The sequence below is a fragment of the Sphingomonas rhamnosi genome, from assembly GCF_036663615.1.
GTDB lineage: Bacteria > Pseudomonadota > Alphaproteobacteria > Sphingomonadales > Sphingomonadaceae > Sphingomonas.
Map to the genome: position 1 here is coordinate 348,087 of NZ_JAXOJJ010000002.1, position 16,245 is coordinate 364,331.

12 protein-coding genes and 1 tRNA gene are annotated in these 16,245 nt (G+C 67.9%); 9 read left to right on the plus strand and 4 right to left on the minus strand.

Annotated elements, in window-relative coordinates; translation table 11 throughout:
* Position 1: 1 nt before the first annotated feature.
* On the minus strand, positions 2-1,504 hold the full coding sequence (gene glpK / locus U1701_RS06645; RefSeq protein WP_332781757.1) for a glycerol kinase GlpK: 1,503 nt from the start codon (positions 1,502-1,504) through the stop codon (positions 2-4).
* Entirely contained in the window at positions 1,495-3,423 is a 1,929-nt protein-coding gene (gene dxs, locus U1701_RS06650; protein ID WP_332781758.1) for a 1-deoxy-D-xylulose-5-phosphate synthase, read from the minus strand. Before dxs ends, glpK begins: the two co-directional genes overlap by 10 nt.
* A gap of 216 nt (positions 3,424-3,639) precedes the next feature.
* On the opposite strand from dxs, the gene paoA reads away from it, so the two are divergent.
* Genes paoA through paoC form a run of 3 tightly spaced genes read left to right on the plus strand, consistent with a single transcriptional unit; the run spans position 3,640 to position 7,462 of the window.
* Positions 3,640-4,284, plus strand: coding sequence for an aldehyde dehydrogenase iron-sulfur subunit PaoA (gene paoA, locus U1701_RS06655; RefSeq protein ID WP_332781759.1), 645 nt, complete (start codon positions 3,640-3,642; stop codon positions 4,282-4,284).
* A complete protein-coding gene (locus U1701_RS06660) occupies positions 4,281-5,246 on the plus strand; it encodes an FAD binding domain-containing protein (RefSeq protein WP_332781760.1) in 966 nt (321 codons plus the stop codon). Before paoA ends, U1701_RS06660 begins: the two co-directional genes overlap by 4 nt.
* Positions 5,243-7,462, plus strand: a complete 2,220-nt coding sequence (paoC, locus tag U1701_RS06665; protein WP_332781761.1) for an aldehyde oxidoreductase molybdenum-binding subunit PaoC — start codon at positions 5,243-5,245, stop codon at positions 7,460-7,462. The genes U1701_RS06660 and paoC overlap by 4 nt, the downstream gene beginning before the upstream one ends.
* A gap of 117 nt (positions 7,463-7,579) precedes the next feature.
* Here the strand turns inward: paoC and U1701_RS06670 are convergent, their stop codons facing one another.
* The gene (locus U1701_RS06670; RefSeq protein WP_332781935.1) at positions 7,580-8,296 is read right to left on the minus strand and encodes a queuosine precursor transporter; all 717 of its coding nucleotides are present in this window, start codon (positions 8,294-8,296) and stop codon (positions 7,580-7,582) included.
* A 107-nt stretch (positions 8,297-8,403) separates the two neighbouring features.
* On the opposite strand from U1701_RS06670, the gene U1701_RS06675 reads away from it, so the two are divergent.
* Together U1701_RS06675 and U1701_RS06680 are read left to right on the plus strand one after the other, a co-directional pair.
* Positions 8,404-8,480, plus strand: a tRNA-Arg gene (locus tag U1701_RS06675).
* A gap of 193 nt (positions 8,481-8,673) precedes the next feature.
* A complete protein-coding gene (locus tag U1701_RS06680; protein ID WP_332781936.1) occupies positions 8,674-9,954 on the plus strand; it encodes a DEAD/DEAH box helicase in 1,281 nt (426 codons plus the stop codon).
* Positions 9,955-9,991: 37 nt separating this feature from the next.
* Here U1701_RS06680 and U1701_RS06685 read toward each other — a convergent pair whose 3' ends face one another.
* The gene (locus U1701_RS06685) at positions 9,992-11,782 is read right to left on the minus strand and encodes an autotransporter domain-containing protein (protein WP_332781762.1); all 1,791 of its coding nucleotides are present in this window, start codon (positions 11,780-11,782) and stop codon (positions 9,992-9,994) included.
* A 229-nt stretch (positions 11,783-12,011) separates the two neighbouring features.
* Between U1701_RS06685 and U1701_RS06690 the strand changes: the two genes are divergently transcribed.
* From U1701_RS06690 to pyrF, 4 genes are all read left to right on the plus strand, one after another.
* On the plus strand, positions 12,012-12,707 hold the full coding sequence (locus tag U1701_RS06690) for an endonuclease/exonuclease/phosphatase family protein (protein WP_332781763.1): 696 nt from the start codon (positions 12,012-12,014) through the stop codon (positions 12,705-12,707).
* 88 nt (positions 12,708-12,795) lie between these two features.
* Entirely contained in the window at positions 12,796-15,072 is a 2,277-nt protein-coding gene (locus U1701_RS06695) for a patatin-like protein (RefSeq protein WP_332781764.1), read from the plus strand.
* Positions 15,073-15,224: 152 nt separating this feature from the next.
* Positions 15,225-15,569 carry a lipopolysaccharide assembly protein LapA domain-containing protein gene (locus U1701_RS06700; RefSeq protein WP_332781765.1) on the plus strand — a complete coding sequence of 115 codons (345 nt, stop codon included), beginning with the start codon at positions 15,225-15,227 and terminating at the stop codon, positions 15,567-15,569.
* Complete coding sequence (gene pyrF, locus U1701_RS06705) at positions 15,569-16,240, plus strand: orotidine-5'-phosphate decarboxylase (RefSeq protein ID WP_443026001.1); 672 nt, start codon at positions 15,569-15,571, stop codon at positions 16,238-16,240. The genes U1701_RS06700 and pyrF overlap by 1 nt, the downstream gene beginning before the upstream one ends.
* The last annotated feature ends 5 nt before the right edge of the window (positions 16,241-16,245 follow it).

The window sequence follows — 16,245 nt, forward strand, 5'->3', positions numbered from 1 at the left end:
GTCAGGATGTCGGTGGGGTAGCCAGCGTCTTCCATACCGCCGACCGCCATCCGGCGATCAGCGATTTGCGGGCATCCCCCGCCATCCGCGGCGTGAACACCGCGCCCTGCCGCCACGTTCGCGCGAGCGCGTCGAGGCCAGCCCACACCCCCGTCGCCAGCCCGGCATGGAACGCCGCCCCGAGCGCGGTCGTCTCCAGATGCACGGGGCGCTCGACCGGCACCTGCAGCATGTCCGCCAGGAACTGGCACAGCCAGTCGTTCGCCGCCATGCCACCATCCACCCGCATCGCCGCCGGCACCGCGGCGCCGTCCGCGACCATCGCGGCGGCCAGATCGAGCGTCTGGTAGCCGACCGCCTCCAGCGCGCCCCGCGCGAGGTGCGCCTGGGTCGCGCCGAGCGTCAGCCCGAAGATCGCGCCGCGCGCGTCCGGATCCCAATGCGGCGCGCCCAGCCCGACGAACGCGGGCACCATATAGACGCCGTGATTGTCGGGCACCCGGGTCGCCATGTCGTGCGTCTCGTGCGCGCTGGTGATCACGCCGATGCCGTCGCGCAGCCATTTGATCGCCGCACCCGCGACGAAGATCGAGCCTTCGAGCGCATAAGTCATCCGCCCGTCGAGCCGATAGGCAGGCGTGGTCAGCAACCGGTTGTCTGACGCCACCGCCTGCTCGCCGGTATTGAGCAGCATGAAACAGCCGGTGCCATAGGTCGACTTGGCCATGCCGGGCGCAAAGCACGCCTGCCCGAACAATGCCGCCTGCTGATCCCCCGCCATCCCCGCGATCGGGGTCGGCGCGCCGAACAGATCGGTGGTGCCGAACACATGCGCGTTGTCGTGCACCTCCGGCAGCATCGCCATCGGCACGCGGAACAGCCGGCACAGCTCGGCGTCCCAGCATTGCACGCGGATGTCGTACAGCAAGGTCCGCCCCGCGTTGGTGACGTCGGTCGCGTGCACCGCGCCACCGGTCAGCCGCCAGAGCAGGAAGCTATCGATCGTCCCGAAGGCGAGTTCGCCGCGCTCGGCCCGCGCCCGCGCGTGCGGCACGGAATCGAGGATCCAGGCGATCTTGGTCGAGGAGAAATAGGGATCGATGAGCAACCCGGTCCGCGCGCGGACATCGGGTTCGACGCCGTCCGCCTTCAACTCACGGCACAAATCGGCGGTACGGCGATCCTGCCAGACGATCGCGGGGTGGATCGGCGTGCCATCGGCGCGGTCCCACACCACCACGGTCTCGCGCTGGTTGGTGATGCCGATCGCGGTGATAGGCACGTTGGCTTTACCGATCGCGCGGCGGGCGGTGGCCAGCGTATCGCGCCAGATTCCCTCGGGGTCGTGCTCGACCCAGCCGGGCCGGGGATAATGCTGTGACAACTCGGTCTGGGCGGTGGCGAGCGCGCGGGCCTGATCGTCGAACACGATCGCGCGCGTCGAGGTGGTGCCTTGGTCGATCGCGAGGATGTGCGGCACGGCCTGCCGTCCGATTATGGCCACGCGCGCGCGATATCCACCGGCGCGCGGTTGTGCCGCAACGCGGTGAGCACGGTGTCGACGATGCCCGCGGCGTCGAGCCCGGCCTGGGCGTATTGCAGCTCGGGCTTGTCCTGGTCCTGGAACAGGTCGGGCAGCCGCAGCGTGCGGATCTTCAGGCCGACATCGGTCAGCCCCTCGTCCGACGCCAGCGTCAGCACGTGCGCGCCAAACCCGCCGACCGCGCCTTCCTCGATCGTGACGGCAACCTCGTGGCTGATCAGCAGTTTGCGGATCAGCGCCTCGTCGAGCGGCTTGGCGAAGCGCAGGTCGGCGACGCTGGTGCTGAGCCCCTTGGCTTCCAGGATCTCGGCGGCCTTCATCGCTTCCTCGAGCCGCGTGCCGAGGCTGAGGATCGCGACCGTCTTGCCTTCGCGGACCATCCGCCCCTTGCCGATCTCGAGCCGCTGCGGCGTCTCGGGCAGCGCGACGCCGGTGCCGTTGCCGCGCGGATAGCGCACCGCGATCGGGCTGCTGTCGTGAAGCGCGGCGGTATGCGTCATGTGCACCAGCTCGGCTTCGTCCGCCGCCGCCATCACCACCATATTGGGGAGGGTCGCCAGATAGGTCACGTCGAAGCTGCCGGCATGCGTCGCGCCATCGGCACCGACCAACCCGGCGCGGTCGATCGCGAAGCGCACCGGCAGGTTCTGGATGCAGACGTCGTGCACCACCTGGTCATAGGCGCGCTGCAGGAAGGTCGAATAGATCGCGCAGAACGGCCGCATCCCCTGCGCCGCCAACCCCGCGGCGAAGGTGACGCCGTGCTGCTCGGCGATACCGACGTCGAAGAACCGATCCGGATAGGCCGCGGCGAACGCGTCGAGCCCGGTGCCCGACGGCATCGCCGCGGTGATCGCGCAGATCCGGTCGTCGGTCGCGGCTTCCTTGACCAGCTGCGCGCCGAACACGTTCTGATATTGCGGCGGACCCGGTGGCGCCTTTGTCTGCACGCCCGAGATCACGTCGAACTTCTGGACGCCGTGATATTTGTCCGCCGACGCCTCGGCCGGGGCATAGCCCTTGCCCTTCTTGGTCACGACATGGACCAGGATCGGGCCCTCCTCGGCATCGCGGACATTCTCGAGCACCGGGATCAGATGGTCGAGATTGTGGCCGTCGATCGGCCCGACATAGTAGAAGCCGAGTTCCTCGAACAGCGTGCCGCCCATCGTCATCCCGCGCGCGAACTCGTCGGTCTTCCGCGCTGCCTCGGCGAACGGCCGCGGCAGCTTGCGCGCGAGACGCTTCAATTGCTCGCGTAGCCCCAGGAAGCCGCGGCTCGACACGATCCGGCTGAGATAGGCGGACAGACCGCCGACCGGTGGTGCGATCGACATGTCGTTGTCGTTGAGGATGACCACCAGCCGGTTGCCCGCGGCCTGCGCGTTGTTCATCGCCTCATAGGCCATGCCCGCCGACATCGATCCGTCGCCGATCACCGCGATCGCCTTGCCGGGATTGCCCGCGATCTTGTTCGCGGTGGCAAAGCCCAGCGCCGCCGAGATCGAGGTCGACGAATGCGCCGCGCCGAACGGGTCGTATTCGCTCTCGCTGCGCTTGGTGAAGCCGCTGAGCCCCCCACCCTGGCGCAGCGTGCGGATGCGGTCCCGCCTGCCGGTCAGGATCTTGTGCGGATAGCATTGATGCCCGACGTCCCACACCAGCGCGTCGCGCGGCGTGTCGAACACGTAGTGGATCGCGGTGGTCAGTTCGACCACGCCCAGCCCCGAGCCCAGATGCCCGCCGGTCGTCCCGACCGCGGAGATCGTCTCGGCGCGCAGCTCGTCCGCCAGCTGGCGGAGCTGCTCGGGCTTCAGGGCGCGGAGGTCGGTGGGCGTGGTTACCGTGTCGAGCAGCGGCGTTGCGAGCGTGGAATCCATATAGCCGTTCTAACCGAGCGAATTTGCGAACACCAACCTCTGTTTGCCATACCGTCTGTATGAGACGTCTGGCGGATTATCGTTCGGTGCGGTATAGAAATCGGACTGCGCGCGTTACTGCGCTGAACCAACCGGTCTTTCGACCACCACGGTATCTCATTCGGCTTGCCGGCAACGCGAATGCGCGGGCCAGCGCCATCATTCAAGGACGATCCTATGCACAGCCCCGGGGATACCGAGATTTCTAGACGTGGCATTCTCGCCGGCGGCGCGGCCACCGCGGCCCTGTCGTCGGTTCCGCTCGGCGAGGCCGAGGCGCAGGGACGCGCATCGCCGCAGTCGATGCCGCCGACGATGAAGGTCTCGCTGAAGGTCAACGGCACCAACCGCACACTCGATGTCGACACCCGCACGACTCTGCTCGATGCGCTCCGCGAGCATCTCCACCTGACCGGGACCAAGAAGGGCTGCGATCACGGCCAGTGCGGCGCGTGCACAGTGATCGTCGAGGGCAAGCGGATCAATTCCTGCCTTACGCTAGCGGTGATGCACCAGGGCGATTCGGTGACGACGATCGAAGGGCTCGGCACCCCCGACAAGCTGCACCCGATGCAGGCCGCGTTCGTGAAACACGACGGGTATCAGTGCGGCTATTGCACGCCGGGGCAGATCTGTTCGGCCGTCGCGGTGCTCGACGAGATTAAGGCGGGCGTCCCTAGCCATGCGAGCGTGAGCCTGACCGATCGCCCGACTGCGAGCAACGCCGAGATGCGCGAGCGGATGAGCGGCAATATCTGCCGCTGCGGCGCCTATTCGAACATCCTCGAAGCGATGATCGACGTCGCGGGAGCCAAGGCATGAAGCCCTTCACCTATCAGCGCGCCAAGACCCCGGCCGAAGCTGCCAAGGCGGTCGCGTCGCACGCGGGCGCGAAGTTCATCGCCGGCGGCACCAATCTGCTCGACCTGATGAAGCTCGAGATCGAGGCGCCCGCGCATCTCGTCGACGTGCAGGACCTGAAGCTCGACAGGATCGAGGCGACCAAGGACGGCGGCCTGCGGATCGGCGCTCTGGTCAACAACACCGCACTGGCGGCCGACGACCGCGTCCGTCGCGATTACGGCGTGCTCAGCCGCGCGATCGTCGCCGGGGCCAGCGGACAGTTGCGTAACAAGGCGACCACCGCGGGCAATCTGCTGCAGCGGACGCGGTGCCCCTATTTCTACGACACCAACCAGGCGTGCAACAAGCGCAAGCCGGGCTCAGGCTGCGCAGCGATCGGCGGCTATAGCCGGCAGCTGGGCGTGATCGGCACCAGCGACGCATGCATCGCGACCTATCCCGGCGACATGGCGGTGGCGATGCGGGTGCTCGATGCAAGCGTCGAGACGGTCGATCCCAAGGGTCAGACCCGGACGATCGCGATCGTGGATTTCCACCGGCTGTGGGGCGACACGCCGCATATCGAGACCGCGCTGGCCCCGGGCGAGCTGATCACCGCGGTGACCCTGCCCCGCCCGATCGGCGGCACGCATATCTATCACAAGGTGCGCGACCGTGCCTCCTACGCATTCGCGCTGGTATCGGTGGCGGCGGTGATCCAGCCCGACGGCAGCGGGCGTGTCGCGATCGGCGGCATCGCGCCGAAACCGTGGCGGGTCGACGCGGCGGACGCCGCGATGCCGCAGGGCGCCAAGGCGGTCGCGTCGCGGCTGCTCGCCGGTGCCAGGCCGACCCAGGACAATGCGTTCAAGATCCCGCTGATCGAGCGCACGCTCGCCGCGGTGATGGCGGAAGCCCAGACGACGAAGGTAGCGGCATGAAGTTCACGACGCCTGCGGGCACCAACCCGATCGACCAGCTGAAGGTCATCGGCAAGCCGCACGACCGGATCGACGGCAAGTTCAAGACCACCGGCACCGCGCCCTACGCCTATGAGCGCCACGACGCGGTCCCGAACCCGGCCTATGGCTATGTCGTCGGCGCCGCGATCGCCACCGGTCGGATCACGCGGATCGACCTGGCGGCGGCCAGGGCTGCGCCCGGTGTGCTGACGATCGTCACCGCGGAGAACGCGGGCACGCTGACCAAGGGCGATTTCAACACCGCCAACCTGCTCGGCGGGCCCGAGATCCAGCATTATCACCAGGCAATTGCGCTGGTCGTCGCCGAGACGTTCGAACAGGCGCGCGCGGCCGCAGCGCTGGTCCGCGTGGAGTATGCCCGCACCAAGGGGCGCTACGACCTTGCCGCCGAACTCAAGACCGCGCCGCTCAAGGGCGACAGCAGCGGCGAGGGCAGCGCCGCCCCACCGGTCGATCGCGTCGGCGATTTCGAAGGTGCGTTCGCCAAGGCAGCGGTGACGATCGACGCGCGCTACACCACGCCCGATCACAGCCATGCGATGATGGAGCCGCACGCCTCGACCGCGGCATGGGACGGGGACAAGCTGACGCTGTGGACGTCGAACCAGATGATCGCCTGGGGCAAGGGCGACGTCGCCAAGACTCTGGGCATCCCCAAGGAGAATGTTCGGCTGATTTCGCCCTATATCGGCGGCGGATTCGGCGGAAAGCTGTTCGTCCGGGCCGATGCGGTGCTTGCGGCGCTGGGCGCGCGCGCGGCGGCGCGACCGGTGAAGGTGACGTTGCAGCGGCCGTTGATCTTCAACAACACCACGCACCGCCCGGCGACGATGCAGCGGATCCGGATCGGCGCCACCAAGGCCGGCAAGATCACCGCGATCGCGCATGAGAGCGGATCGGGCGATTTGCCCGGCGGTGGCCCCGAGACCGCGGTGTCGCAGACCCGGCTGATGTATGCCGGCGCGAACCGGCTGACGTCGATGCGCCTCGCGGTGCTCGATCTGCCCGAGGGCAATGCGATGCGCGCGCCCGGGGAGGCACCCGGGCTGATGGCGCTCGAGATCGCGATGGATGAGATGGCGGAGAAGCTGGGCATGGACCCGGTCCAGTTCCGCATCGTCAACGACACCCAGGTCGACCCCGAAAAGCCCGAGCGGCGCTATTCGCACCGCCAGTTTATCCAGTGCCTGACGCAGGGTGCGGCGACGTTCGGGTGGGACAAGCGCAACGCCAAGCCCGCACAGGTCCGCGATGGCAACTGGCTGGTGGGCATGGGCATGGCCGCAGGCTTCCGCAACAACCTGCTGATGAAGTCGGCGGCGCGCGTCGGCATCGACCGCAAGGGCGTGGTCACGGTCTCGACCGACATGACCGATATCGGCACCGGCACCTACACGATCATCGCGCAGACTGCTGCCGAGACGATGGGCGTCGACATGGACAAGGTCGTCGTTCTGCTGGGCGATTCGAGCTTCCCCGCCTCGTCGGGCTCGGGTGGCCAATGGGGCGCGAACAATTCGACCGCCGGCGTCTATGCCGCGTGCATGAAGCTGCGTGAGCAGATTGCCCAAAAGGCCGGGTTCAATTCCGCTGATGCGCAGTTCGCCGACGGCAAGGTCGTCTCGGGCAACCGTTCGATGGCGCTGGGCGATGCGGCTGGCGACGCCGGGATCACGGTCGAGGACGGCATCGAATATGGCGATCTCGGCAAGAAATATCAGCAATCGACCTTTGCCGGGCATTTCGTCGAGGTCGGGGTCGACGCCTATACCGGCGTCGTTCGCATCCGGCGGATGCTCGCGGTTTGCGCCGCGGGGCGTATCCTGAACCCCAAATCGGCGCGCAGTCAGGTGATCGGCGCGATGACAATGGGCGCGGGCGCCGCGCTGATGGAAGAGCTGGCGGTCGACAAAAGGTTCGGTTTCTTCGTCAACCACGATCTCGCCGGCTACGAAGTGCCGGTCCACGCCGACATCCCGCACCAGGAGGTCGTGTTCCTCGATGAGGTCGACGAATTCTCGTCGCCGATGAAGGCCAAGGGCGTCGGCGAGCTCGGCATCTGCGGCGTGGGCGCGGCGATCGCCAACGCCATTTACAACGCCACCGGGGTCCGCGTGCGCGATTATCCGATCACGCTGGAGAAGCATCTGGAGAAGCTGCCCGCCGTAGCGTGATCGTGTGATGGCGCGTCCTATCGACACCGTGTTCTCCCGCGAAAGCGGGAGTCCAGGATCAAGCAGCGCAACCCTCGTGACTCCTGGCCCCCCGCCTCCGCGGGGGAACACTGCCCGTCAAACTCCCGCGCGGAACGGGGAGAAATCCGTATCGCGGTCGAATACGTCGATGCCTTCGCGCCGCTTCAGCCATCCCACCGCGACATAGGTGACCGGAGTCAGCAGCACCTCCCAACCCACCTTCAGCGCCCACTGCGTGAACAATACCGTCACCACCAGCGCCGGTGTCCACCCTTCCGCACCCCAGAAGGCAAGCGGGTAGAAGATCAGGCTGTCGACCCCCTCGCCCAGCACCGTCGACCCGATCGTCCGCGTCCACAGATGCTTGCCCGCCGTCCACACCTTCATCCGCGCGAGGACGTAGGAGTTGACGAACTCGCCCGCCCAGAAGGCGCAGACGCTGGCGCCGACGATCCGCGGGACCTGGCCAAAGATCGTCGCGTACGCGGCCTGGTTGGTCCATGTCGGCGCCGGCGGCAGCGCGACGACGATCCACGCCATGAACGCCATGAACACGACCGCGGCGAACCCCGCCCAGATTACGCGCCGCGCGCGGGCATAGCCATAAACCTCGGTCAGGACGTCGCCGATCACGTAGCTGACGGGGAAGAACAGGATTCCCGCGCCGAACGGCCAGTCGCCGATCCCCGGCAGGTGGACAACCGCGACCTTCCCCGCGCCGATCACGTTCGACAGCAACAAGATCGTGACGAACGCCGCCATCACGAAGTCGTAATAGCGGAACCGCTCGCCCCGCACCGCGCTGGCCGCCATCGGCGTCGCCGCTGCCGTGGGGCTCTCGATCGTTGTCTCGTCGTTCATGCCCGCGATTATGATCACGGTTCCAAGGTCGCGCAATCCACGCTAATCGATCCCGGTGCGCGCCCGTAGCTCAGATGGATAGAGCAAGGAGCTTCTACCTCCTCGGTCGGGGGTTCGAATCCCTCCGGGCGCGCCAGCTTGCCGTCCATTTCCCGCAAAACCGGACCTGTGAGCTGTTTCGACGTGGTCGGATGCGAACGAGAAGCCAAGCGTCCGCACAGCTGCTTGTTTGACGCGGTGCAGCATAGAACCTAACAGGCGCGCAATTCCAAAGATGCTAAGCCCAAATCCGGCGCAGCCTTGTTCAGCGCCGGAGGCGCCGCGTGACCATGACTATGACGTTTGCCGACCTCGATCTGGCGCCCACCCTGCTGTCGGCGCTGGCCGAAGAAGGCTATTCCCGCCCGACGCCGATCCAGGCGCAGTCGATCCCGCTTCTTCTGCAGGCGCGCGACATGCTCGGCATGGCGCAGACCGGGACCGGCAAGACCGCAGCGTTCGCGCTGCCGCTGCTTCATCGCCTCGCCGCAAATCCCCGCCCGGCACCGGCGCGTGGTGCCCGCGTCCTCGTGCTCGCCCCCACGCGCGAACTGGTCTCGCAGATTGCCGCCGGGTTCGAGAGCTTCGGCCGTCACCAGCCGCTGCGCGTGACGACGATCTTCGGCGGCGTCAGCCAGTTCCATCAGGTCAACGCACTGAAGGACGGCGTGGACGTCATCGTCGCGGCGCCCGGGCGCTTGCTGGACCTGGTCGACCAGGGCCTGTGCGATCTGTCCGCGCTCGAAGCGCTGGTGCTCGACGAGGCCGACCAGATGCTCGACATGGGCTTCGCCAAGCCGATCGAGCGGATCGTCGCGACTCTTCCTGCCGATCGCCACACCTTGCTCTTTTCGGCGACGATGCCGAAATCGATTGCCGCGCTGGCCGAGAGCCTGTTGCGCGATCCGGCGAAGGTGGAAATCGCCCCGCCGTCGACCACCGTCGATCGCATCGAGCAATCGGTGATGTTCCTCGACGCGGCGGACAAGAAGGCGGCGCTGCTGGAACTGCTGCGGACGCCGGACATGGGCCAGGCGGTCGTCTTCACGCTCCAGAAGAACATCGCCAACGAGGTCTGCGCCTTTATCAGCGAGGGCGGTATCACCGCCGAAGCGCTCCACGGCAATAAGTCGCAGGGTCAGCGCGAGCGGGCGTTGGACGCGTTTCGCGCCGGAACCGTGCAGGTCCTGGTGGCGACCGATATCGCCGCCCGCGGCATCGACGTCGACACCGTCACGCATGTCTTCAACCACGATCTGCCGAGCCTGCCCGAAAGCTATGTCCACCGCATCGGCCGCACCGGTCGCGCTGGGCGAAACGGCTTCGCGGTCACGCTGTGCGATGCCGAACAGCGCGCCTGGCTCCATGATGTCGAGCGCGAAATCGGACGCGCCCTGACCGTTCAGGCCGACCACCAATGGCATTCCGAAACCGCGCGCCACTCGACCAAGCGCGCGCCGGTGCTGGGCGGCGGCCCCGTCAAGCAGGTCAAACCGCCCAAGGAGCGCGTCCGCAAGGTCTGGACCGAGGACGAGAAGCAGGCCGCGCGCATGGCGGCGACCGCCGGCTGAACGCGGATCGCCCGGAACCGATCGCTATCGGCGGCGCTCAGAACGCCGCCGATAGCCCTGCGAACGCGGTGATGCTGTCGCGGTCGCTGCGATAGGCATAGCCTGCAACGCCCGCCCGCAACGAAACCGCGCCCGCCAGCTGGCCGTCGATCCCGAGCGCGTAGGACAAATACTCTCGATCGGCGCGGTCCACCTGGCTGGTGAAGCTGATCGGCGCGCCGGTGGGCGTGATCGTCAGCATCCGCGGATCATCCCGGAATTCGCGTTCATAGCCCGCGCGCGCGAAGAACCGCACGGGCTGTCCGGGCACGCTGCGCGCCACGGCGCCGAAGCGGCCGGTCAGGCTCTCCACCTCTTGCCGTCCGAACGCCGCTGCGGTCGAAAAGCCGCCCGATTCGGCATAGCCGGCCAGGCGAACGCGGTCATATTGCACCGCCACGTCCGGACCGATCGCGACCCCGCCCGCGGTGAACAGATCGAACGCCGCGGTGACTCGCCCGGCGACGTACGTCCCGGCGGTCTGGCCATCGTGCGACCGGATCGCCGGGCCGAGCTGAACGCTGCGGCGGATCCGGCGATAGTCGATCTCGCCATAGGTGCCGTCGGCGAGCAGCCGTACCGGACCGACTTCTCCTCGCGCATAGCCGCTCACCGACCAGGCACGCGGTTTGTACTCCCCTGCCCCCGCGGCGAAATCACCGGTGCCGTCGGAATAGCCGCCGGCGATCCCCACGCCGGACGCGTCGCCGATCGCCAGATCCGCGCCAAGCGTACCGCTGAACCCGCGATCGGTGATGCCGACGCGCTGGGCGGAACTGCCGCTGGCATAATAATGATAGGCCGCGCCGCCGAACACCGACAGGCCACGGCCGATCCGCTGCGCGCCACCACGTTCCGCGCCTTCGATCAGGTCGCGCTGACCGCGGAACATCGCCTGCGCGGCATAGCCGAGCCCGGCGATCTGTTCGGGTGCCTGGATCAGGCTGGCGACCGCCTGCCCCTGGATGCGCTGCGCGGCGCCCGACGGGTGGACGCTGTCCGCGAGCACATAGGTCTCGTTCGCATTGGGCGACACCAAGGTGGTGCGCGTGCAGTTCAGCGACGACGGCACGGTGCAGGCCACGCCGGTGATGTTGGTGAAGCCATAGGTGGACGGGCTGGCGACGAATTCGCCGAACAGCCGGTCGGTATCGAAATACAGCGCGTTGACGTTCGCCGCCGCCAGCGCCGCGGCATAGGTGCGATTGAACAGCTGGATCCCCGCCGCACCGCCCGACTGGACCGCAACCGTCACGAGCCGGGTCGCGCCCGCGAGCTGCAGCCGACTGACTTGCGCCGCGAGCTGCGTGGCAGCGGTCGTCAGGGTCGCGGGGTTGGTGCCGCCTGCCGCTACGAACGCGAAATAGTCGTTCCCGCCGCCCTGGATATAGACGAGGTCGCGCGGCCCGAAGGTGCCACCCGCGGCGAGGAACCGGGTGATCTGCGTCGTGATCGGGATCGACAGATCGTTCGGCAGCGTGACGCGCGCGCCGCCGACCGCGTAATTGGTGCCGCCCTGACCATAGACCGGCAGCAGCGTCAGCCCGAGCCGTGCCGCCAGCACCTCGGGCGAGACCGGATCCGGATTGGTCGTGAAACTGCCCGCGTCGCGCGGGATCCGCGGGTCGAGCGTCAGATAATAGCCGCCATCGGCAAGGCTGTCGCCGAACACCACCATCCGGTCGTACGGGTCTCGGGCGGAAACGGCGGTGGATGTTGCTGTCTGGGCTGCTGCCATGGTCGACAACAGCGTGCCGCATAGCAATGCGGCGGCGGAAAACGCCTTCATCGGTCCTCTCCCCTGCGCGGCACGGGATCCATGTCCCTTGCTCGTCCCCAGTGTGAGCCCCCCGCGTGGCGTGCGTCAAGCCGTTGCCATCACGCGGCAAACCGGTCTGCGCCTTCGCCGGCGCCTTGCGTTCGTGGCGCAGCATCGCGAAACGAGGAGTGTTGCGGAGGCCGAACACCCTCTAAGAGCGCTGCAACCCCGCCCGTACCTCCAGCGTTGGCACCCGTTCATGATCAAGGTCGCCAGCTACAATATCCACAAGGGCATCGGCCTGGATCGCCGTCGCAACCCCGAACGGGTGGTCGAGGTGTTGCGCGAGATCGACGCCGACGTGATCGCGTTGCAGGAGGCCGACCGGCGGTTCGGTACCAAGGCGTGCGTGCTGCCGTTCCACCTGCTCGACGAGCATAGCGACTGGAAGCCGGTGGTGTTCGGCAAGCACACCGTCAGCATGGGGTGGCACGGCAACGTCATCCTGATCCGCAAATCGGCGAAACTGGTCGATAGCGAGACGATCCATCTGCCGTCGCTCGAGCCGCGCGGCGCCGTAATGGCCGATGTGCAGACAGCCGGCGGCATGATCCGCGTGGTCGGCATGCATCTCGATCTGTCGGGACTGTGGCGCCGCAAGCAGGCCACCGCGATCCTCGCACATGTCGAGGCGTGCACGCACGCGCATCCCACCGTGCTGATGGGCGACCTCAACGAATGGAGCGCAGGCTCGGGGTGTTTGCGGGATTTTGGCCGCGATCATGCGTTCGCGCCGACCGGCCCCAGTTTCCATTCACGGCGGGCGATCGCGCGTCTTGACCGGATCATGGTGTCGAAGGCACTCAAGGTCGTGCGCTGCGGCGTCCACGACAGCGCCGCGGCGCGCAAGGCATCGGATCATCTGCCGATCTGGGCGATGTTGGAGGCGGTGTGAACGGCACGACTTCCCTGCAACCTGTCCCCGCTCGTCATCCCAGCACCGGCTGGGATGACGAATCTGGTGACGACAGGCGCCCTGCCCGATGATCCGCGAGAAGGAACTGCGCCTCGCGCTCGTCTGCTATGGCGGGATTAGCCTTGCGATCTACATGCACGGCATCACCAAGGAGATTTGGCGGCTGGCCTGTGCGAGCCGCGCGTTCCACGACGGCGATCCCCCAGCGCAGGGCATCGAAGGCGTCTACGCCGAACTCCTGTCGGAGATCGAGGCCGAGGGCGGGTTACGCGTCCGCGTGCTGGCCGATATCATCGCCGGCGCGAGCGCGGGCGGGATCAACGGCATCTTCCTGGCGCAGGCGATCACCACGGGACAGAGCCTCGACCCGCTGACCGACCTCTGGCTGACCGCTGCCGATGTCGAGGCGCTGATCGACCCGTCGAGCGCACCGCAGTCGCGGTTCTCGAAGGCCTGGGCGATGCCCTTCGCGTGGATGGCGGCGGGGCGCAGCGCGGACAAGGTCGAGGAGCTCGACGAGGCGACCCGCGAGGAGGTGCGGACCAAGCTGTCGCACTTCATCCGCTCTCGCTGGTTCGAGCCACCGTTCGGCGGGGCCAGCTTCGTCCACAAGCTGCTCGACGCATTCGACGCGATGGCGGCGAGCGAAGGCGGCCCCCGGCTGCTACCACCGGGGCAGCCGCTCGACCTGTTCGTCACGGTCACCGACTTCACCGGCCATCCCGAACGGCTGGAGCTCAACTCGCCCCCCGAAGTGGTCGAGACCGAGCATCGCCTGGTGTTCGACTTCAGCGACGGCGGCCACGGGGCCGACAGTCTGGCGGCGTTCGCCGAACTCGCCTTCGCCGCGCGTGCAACGTCGAGTTTCCCCGGCGCCTTCCCCCCTTTCACGGTCGGCGAACTCGACGGCGTGCTGGCCGAGCGCGGTATCGCATGGCCCGGACGCGCGGCGTTCCTCGCGCGCGCGCTGCCGCGCCAGACCGCGGCGGGGTCAGCCGAATCGGCGGTGCTGATCGACGGATCGGTGCTGGCCAACGCGCCGTTCCGCCCCGCGCTCGACGCGCTCAAGGAACGCCCCGCGCGCCGCCAGATCGACCGGCGGATCATCTATATCGATCCGTCGCCCGGGGTGAAGCTGACGATCAACCGCAGCCAGGGCACGCCGGGGTTCTTCCAGACCATCATCGGCGCGATCAGCGACATCCCGCGCCAGCAGCCGATCCGCGACAATCTCGACGCGATCGCCGAACGCTCGGCACGGATCGATCGGATGCGCGGGATCGTCGTTGCGCTGCGCCCGCAGGTCGAGGCCGAGGTCGAATCGCTGTTCGGCCACACGCTGTTCCTCGACCGGCCGACCCCGACGCGGCTGGTCGCGTGGCGGCGGCGGTCGCAAAAGGCGGCGATCGCCAGCGCCGGCTATGGCTATGCCGCCTATGGCCATCTGAAGCGCAGCAACGTGGTCGATCGGCTCGCCGCGCTGTCGCACCAAGCGGGGGACGATCACGCGCCGCACCGGCTCCGGCGGATCCGCGCGGAGATCGAGACGCTGGCGGCGCAGACCGGCGCGGACCAGCTCGGCCCGAACTTCTCGCGCGGGGCAAGCCCTGCCGCGATCGCGTTCCTGCGCCGCTTCGACATCGGCTTCCGCATCCGCCGGCTGCGGCTGTTGGCGCGCCGGCTCGCCGATATCGAGGTCGAGACCGACGAGCCCGAACTGGCGCCGATGCGCGAGGCGATCTACGAATCGCTCGCGCCCTATCTCGACGCCCGCCGCGCGGATACGCACGGCACGTTCGACGCGCACGCCGATATCGCGGCGTCGATCGAGACGCTGGGGACCTCGCTCGACCTCCACGCGATCGACGCCGCGGCCGACATTCGCCTGGCCGAGGGTTTCGCAGCGCTCGGCAAGCGCGCGCGGCGAACGCTGCTGCTCGCCTATCTGGGCTTTCCCTATTTCGACACCGCGACCCTGCCGCTGCTGCAAAGCGAGGGGCTCGACGAATTCGACCCGATCAAGGTCGACCGCATCGCGCCCGACGATGCCACCGGGATCCGCTCGGGCGGAGTCGAGGCGACGCTCAAGGGCATCCAGTTCAACAGTTTCGGCGCCTTCTTCAGCCGCGCCTACCGCGAGAACGACTATCTCTGGGGCCGGCTGCACGGGGCCGAACGGATGATCGACATCACCGTCTCGACGCTGCCCGCAACCGTGCGCATGAAGCCGGGCCGGGTCGCGGCGATCAAGCGCGCCGCGTTCATCGCGATCCTCGACGAGGAACAGCCGCGGCTGACCGCGATCGCGCCGCTGTTCGCCGAGCTTCGCGCGGAAATCGGCTGAAGGCTGGCCTATTCGTCCCATCGCGGTTAGCTTTCCACCGTTCCCCCGCGCAGGCGGGGGTCCAGAAGCGGCAAGCGATACGCCCGCGACTCCTGGACCCCCGCCTTCGCGGGGGAACGGAACGTCGGTGGTCGGCGGAAGAAGGTAAGACGATGCAGTTCCTGAAGATCCTGTTCTGGTGCCTGCTGGCGTTCATCGCCGCGGTCGCCACCATCGGCAACTGGACCACCGTGCCGATCAAGCTGTGGGGTGGGCTGATCGCCGACGTGAACCTGCCGCTGCTGCTGCTTGTTACCTTCCTGGTCGGCTTCGTGCCGACGATGCTCTACAACCACGCGATCCGGTGGCGTCTGCGCCAGCGTCTGGCGACCTGCGAGCGGCAGCTGGCCGAACTGCGGCTGCCGAGGCCCGAACCGGTCTTCGTCGCGACTGCGGCCGACCCGGTCGAACCAGCCGCACCGGTCGCGCCCGCACCCGTCGCGCCGGGGATCGTCTGATGAACCGCATCTATCTCGCGCTCGATACGCCCGATCTCGACCGCGCACGCGCGATCGCGACGAAGGTTCGCCAGCATGTCGGCGGGCTCAAGCTCGGGCTCGAATTCTTCGCCGCGCACGGGCAGCCGGGGGTCCACGCGATGCAGCAGCTCGGGCTGCCGATCTTCCTCGATCTCAAGCTGCACGACATCCCCAACACCGTCGCCAAGGCGATCCAGGCGCTGACCGCGCTCAAGCCCGCGATCCTCACCGTCCACGCCAGCGGCGGGCGCGCGATGCTCGAGGATGCCAAGGCGGCGGCGCCAAAGGGCACAAAAGTCATCGCGGTCACGATGCTGACCAGCCTCGACGCCGGCGATCTCGCCGCGACCGGGGTGACCGGCAGCGCGCATGACCATGTCGCACGGCTGACCGAGCTGGCGTGCGAGGCGGGGGTCGACGGCATCGTCTGCTCCGGCGCCGAGGTCTCAGCGGCCAAGGCATTGTGGCCGAAGGGCTTTTTCGTCGTGCCAGGGGTGCGGCTGCCCGACGGGGTGATCGGCGACCAGAAACGCGTGGTGACCCCGCGTGCGGCACTCGATGCGGGCGCGTCGATCTTGGTGGTGGGCCGGCCGATCACGCAGGCCGAAGATCCGGACTCAGCAGCACGCGCGGTCGCGGCGACGCTGTAAACCCC

Coding starts and splice junctions, on each gene's coding strand:
- U1701_RS06700 (WP_332781765.1), top strand. CDS start 15,225: ATGCAGTTCCTGAAGATCCTGTTCTGGTGCCTGCTGGCGTTCATCGCC.
- paoC (WP_332781761.1), top strand. CDS start 5,243: ATGAAGTTCACGACGCCTGCGGGCACCAACCCGATCGACCAGCTGAAG.
- dxs (WP_332781758.1), bottom strand. CDS start 3,423: ATGGATTCCACGCTCGCAACGCCGCTGCTCGACACGGTAACCACGCCC.
- U1701_RS06690 (WP_332781763.1), top strand. CDS start 12,012: ATGATCAAGGTCGCCAGCTACAATATCCACAAGGGCATCGGCCTGGAT.
- U1701_RS06660 (WP_332781760.1), top strand. CDS start 4,281: ATGAAGCCCTTCACCTATCAGCGCGCCAAGACCCCGGCCGAAGCTGCC.
- U1701_RS06695 (WP_332781764.1), top strand. CDS start 12,796: ATGATCCGCGAGAAGGAACTGCGCCTCGCGCTCGTCTGCTATGGCGGG.
- pyrF (WP_443026001.1), top strand. CDS start 15,569: ATGAACCGCATCTATCTCGCGCTCGATACGCCCGATCTCGACCGCGCA.
- U1701_RS06670 (WP_332781935.1), bottom strand. CDS start 8,296: ATGGCGGCCAGCGCGGTGCGGGGCGAGCGGTTCCGCTATTACGACTTC.
- U1701_RS06680 (WP_332781936.1), top strand. CDS start 8,674: ATGACTATGACGTTTGCCGACCTCGATCTGGCGCCCACCCTGCTGTCG.
- paoA (WP_332781759.1), top strand. CDS start 3,640: ATGCACAGCCCCGGGGATACCGAGATTTCTAGACGTGGCATTCTCGCC.
- U1701_RS06685 (WP_332781762.1), bottom strand. CDS start 11,782: ATGAAGGCGTTTTCCGCCGCCGCATTGCTATGCGGCACGCTGTTGTCG.